The sequence below is a fragment of the Shigella sp. SIG6 genome (genome assembly GCF_053555815.1).
The window spans coordinates 1-3493 of sequence record NZ_JBQZXC010000213.1 but is presented as its reverse complement, the minus strand read 5'-3'; the positions used below and the strand labels follow the sequence as shown (position 1 = coordinate 3493).

The following is a 3493-nucleotide window of genomic DNA, read 5'->3' as shown; positions in this document are numbered from 1 at the left end:
AAGCAGTTGCACCATGACAGTGCGTATAATCAGGATGAATTGAGTAACCCTTCAACGACGGGGTTACTCAAGATTGAGGAAGGATTATCGTTCGGCGACCAGGCGAATAATATCTTCGTCATCAACCGATTTTTGACTCTCAATGGTCTTTTTATCTGCTTTCTCTGGTTCGTTTGCTTCGCACAAACGACGTAACAGTGCATTTTGACGTTTTTGCTGATCCAGCAACGCCTCAAGCAGTTCAATCTGTTCGTTAGTCCGTGAACTGGCACGATTGATAAAAAACCACAAGATGAGCCCGATAAGAAGAACCACCACCGATACAACCAAAGACGCAATGTTCATCACGCCTGAATTTACAACTTCGTTCATTTCACCACCTCTGAGTAGAGGCGCTATTCTACCACTGCTGGAGAGGAAGAAAATCTAGTGCTGAAAAAATGATATCACCACGGGATAAACTGGTTAATGGCACAAATTCCGCTGAAAAATTGTACATCCTGATCGCACATCATGTTGAATACCTGCGCCCAAAGCAGCAAGCAAGCCAACACCACGACAACCAGAACGACCCATCGAAACTTTTTCACTCCAATCTCCGCTTCACCTACCTTATGTCATTAAACTAGCATGCGTTAGTTAAACAGCGCCTAACTATGTCGATATTCGTGCTTTTTCGGAATGAGTAGCTTGCTTCAGCGCATATTGCCGCTACGATTAAGCGAACATAAAAAGAGAAGAGGTTGTAATGCGATTCATCATTCGCACAGTTATGCTGATAGCACTGGTATGGATAGGATTATTACTCAGCGGATATGGCGTTTTGATTGGAAGCAAAGAGAATGCCGCAGGATTAGGTTTGCAATGTACCTATCTGACTGCCAGAGGCACCAGCACGGTACAATACTTGCACACTAAAAGTGGTTTCTTGGGGATAACAGATTGCCCACTGTTACGTAAAAGCAATATCGTGGTCGATAATGGTTAAGGGTAATAAATAACCAGATTCTCACTCATGAGTAAAATATTCTTATAGCAAGCGCGTTTAATATAACGCACCTTCAACTTTATTTTTCTCATGCTAAATAAAGAACCTGTCTGTTTGATATTCCGACAGGTTCTTACTCTCATCAGAACGGATAGTCGTGATAACCCATTTGGGCAGAAATTTTGCGCGCTGCGGTATGCAACATTGCGACATATTCCTGTAAACGCTCTTCAGAGAAACGCAACGTCGGGAAGGAGATGCTCAAACCGGCAATGACCACGCCAAAGCGATCAAATACCGGTACCGCAATGCATCGCAGCCCTTCTTCCTGCTCTTCGTTATCTTCGCCATACCCCTGCTCGCGCACCTGGTCCAGAACGGGTAATAACGCTTCTGTACTGGTGATGGTCCGCTCGGTACTGCGTTTATACTCCACGCCCTCAAGAATTTGCTTCACTTCATCGCGATCGCGCCATGCCAGCAGTACCTTACCAATCGCGGTGCTGTACAGCGGATTACGACGCCCAATCCGTGAATACATGCGCAAATTGTACATAGAGTCAATTTTGTGAATGTAAACAATACTGTCTTCGTCCAGTGCGCCGAGGTGGATAGTTTCTTTGGTCAGGCGGGAGATCTCACGCATCTGGATATCTGCGCTACGAATTAAATCGACGTTTTGTAACGCGCGAGCGCCCAGTTCAAACAATTTCAGGGTCAGGGAATATTTCTCCGACTCCCCTTCCTGCGCCACATAACCTAAGGTTTTCATGGTCTGTAAAAAGCGATAAACGGTGCTTTTTGACATCATGACGCGCTGCGACAGCTCGGTTATCCCTATTTCGCGCTCTTCACCCAGCGCCTGCAAAATGCCAAAAACTTTTAGCACGGAAGATACAGAATCAGGCTGTTTATCCAGATCTGCGTTAGCCATTTATCACCTCATTGCGAGTGTTTTATAAAAATCAGAACTGTTTTTTATTATAATTTCGCACCAGGGTGGTCGCAATCCATCTTTTGCCGGTTAGTTACAATTCTGCGACATCCACCGTGAATATCAGTGCTAGAATCATACCCCTGTTGATTATTCACCAAAGATATAAAATTCCTATGCCAAAAGTTCAGGCCGACGGCCTGCCATTGCCCCAGCGATACGGTGCGATATTAACCATTGTGATTGGTATTTCGATGGCTGTCCTTGACGGCGCAATCGCCAACGTCGCCCTGCCAACAATCGCCACGGACCTTCATGCCACACCAGCCAGTTCCATCTGGGTAGTGAACGCCTATCAAATCGCCATTGTCATCTCCCTGCTCTCGTTTTCGTTTCTGGGCGATATGTTTGGCTATCGACGTATTTATAAATGCGGTCTGGTCGTTTTTCTGTTGTCTTCACTGTTCTGCGCCCTTTCTGATTCGCTGCAAATGCTCACCCTTGCGCGTGTCATACAGGGTTTCGGCGGTGCAGCGTTGATGAGCGTTAATACCGCACTTATCCGCCTGATCTATCCACAACGTTTTCTGGGGAGAGGGATGGGCATAAACTCGTTTATTGTTGCCGTCTCTTCTGCTGCCGGGCCGACAATTGCTGCAGCAATCCTCTCCATCGCATCCTGGAAATGGTTATTTTTAATCAACGTACCGTTAGGTATTATCGCCCTGCTTCTGGCGATGCGTTTTCTGCCACCCAATGGTTCTCGCGCCAGTAAACCCCGTTTCGACCTGCCCAGCGCCGTGATGAACGCGTTAACCTTCGGCCTGCTTATCACTGCGTTGAGTGGTTTCGCTCAGGGGCAATCGCTGACGTTAATTGCTGCGGAACTGGTGGTAATGGTTGTTGTTGGTATTTTCTTTATTCGCCGCCAGCTTTCTCTTCCCGTACCGCTGCTACCGGTGGATTTACTGCGTATCCCGCTGTTTTCACTTTCTATTTGCACATCTGTTTGCTCTTTCTGCGCACAAATGCTGGCAATGGTTTCCCTGCCCTTTTACCTGCAAACCGTGCTCGGGCGTAGTGAAGTCGAAACAGGTTTACTTCTGACACCGTGGCCGTTAGCAACGATGGTGATGGCTCCGCTGGCAGGCTATTTGATTGAACGCGTACATGCAGGATTGCTGGGTGCTTTAGGGTTGTTCATCATGGCTGCGGGGCTTTTTTCCCTGGTTCTGCTGCCCGCGTCACCTGCGGATATCAATATTATCTGGCCGATGATCTTATGTGGCGCTGGATTTGGCTTATTCCAGTCACCCAATAACCACACCATTATTACCTCCGCTCCGCGCGAACGTAGCGGTGGGGCCAGTGGCATGTTAGGAACGGCTCGTCTACTGGGTCAGAGTAGTGGCGCGGCGCTGGTGGCGCTGATGCTAAATCAGTTTGGTGATAATGGTACGCACGTCTCGCTGATGGCTGCGGCTATTCTGGCAGTGATTGCTGCCTGTGTCAGTGGTTTACGTATCACTCAGCCACGAGCCAGGGCATAAAAAAAGCGCGTCGATCAGGAC

The 3493-nt window shown here is 47.8% G+C and carries 5 protein-coding genes; 2 read left to right on the top strand and 3 right to left on the bottom strand.

Annotation, left to right across the window (positions count from 1 at the left end):
• Positions 1-84: 84 nt before the first annotated feature.
• Positions 85-372, bottom strand: coding sequence for a YebO family protein (locus ACUU1M_RS19395; RefSeq protein WP_001006860.1), 288 nt, complete (start codon positions 370-372; stop codon positions 85-87).
• Between the two features lie 74 nt (positions 373-446).
• The gene (gene mgrB, locus ACUU1M_RS19390; RefSeq protein ID WP_000714550.1) at positions 447-590 is read right to left on the bottom strand and encodes a PhoP/PhoQ regulator MgrB; all 144 of its coding nucleotides are present in this window, start codon (positions 588-590) and stop codon (positions 447-449) included.
• A 158-nt stretch (positions 591-748) separates the two neighbouring features.
• Between mgrB and ACUU1M_RS19385 the strand changes: the two genes are divergently transcribed.
• Positions 749-988 (top strand): YobH family protein, encoded by a 240-nt coding sequence (locus ACUU1M_RS19385; RefSeq protein WP_001211011.1) that lies wholly within the window; start codon positions 749-751, stop codon positions 986-988.
• A gap of 142 nt (positions 989-1130) precedes the next feature.
• Here the strand turns inward: ACUU1M_RS19385 and kdgR are convergent, their stop codons facing one another.
• A complete protein-coding gene (gene kdgR, locus ACUU1M_RS19380) occupies positions 1131-1922 on the bottom strand; it encodes a DNA-binding transcriptional regulator KdgR (RefSeq protein ID WP_001262182.1) in 792 nt (263 codons plus the stop codon).
• Positions 1923-2098: 176 nt separating this feature from the next.
• Here kdgR and ACUU1M_RS19375 point away from each other — a divergent pair, with 176 nt between their 5' ends.
• A complete protein-coding gene (locus ACUU1M_RS19375) occupies positions 2099-3472 on the top strand; it encodes an MFS transporter (protein WP_001317881.1) in 1374 nt (457 codons plus the stop codon).
• The last annotated feature ends 21 nt before the right edge of the window (positions 3473-3493 follow it).

Excerpts from the sequence above, each read along its gene's own strand:
- ACUU1M_RS19395 (WP_001006860.1), bottom strand. The coding sequence starts at position 372 with ATGAACGAAGTTGTAAATTCAGGCGTGATGAACATTGCGTCTTTGGTT.
- ACUU1M_RS19385 (WP_001211011.1), top strand. The coding sequence starts at position 749 with ATGCGATTCATCATTCGCACAGTTATGCTGATAGCACTGGTATGGATA.
- kdgR (WP_001262182.1), bottom strand. The coding sequence starts at position 1,922 with ATGGCTAACGCAGATCTGGATAAACAGCCTGATTCTGTATCTTCCGTG.
- ACUU1M_RS19375 (WP_001317881.1), top strand. The coding sequence starts at position 2,099 with ATGCCAAAAGTTCAGGCCGACGGCCTGCCATTGCCCCAGCGATACGGT.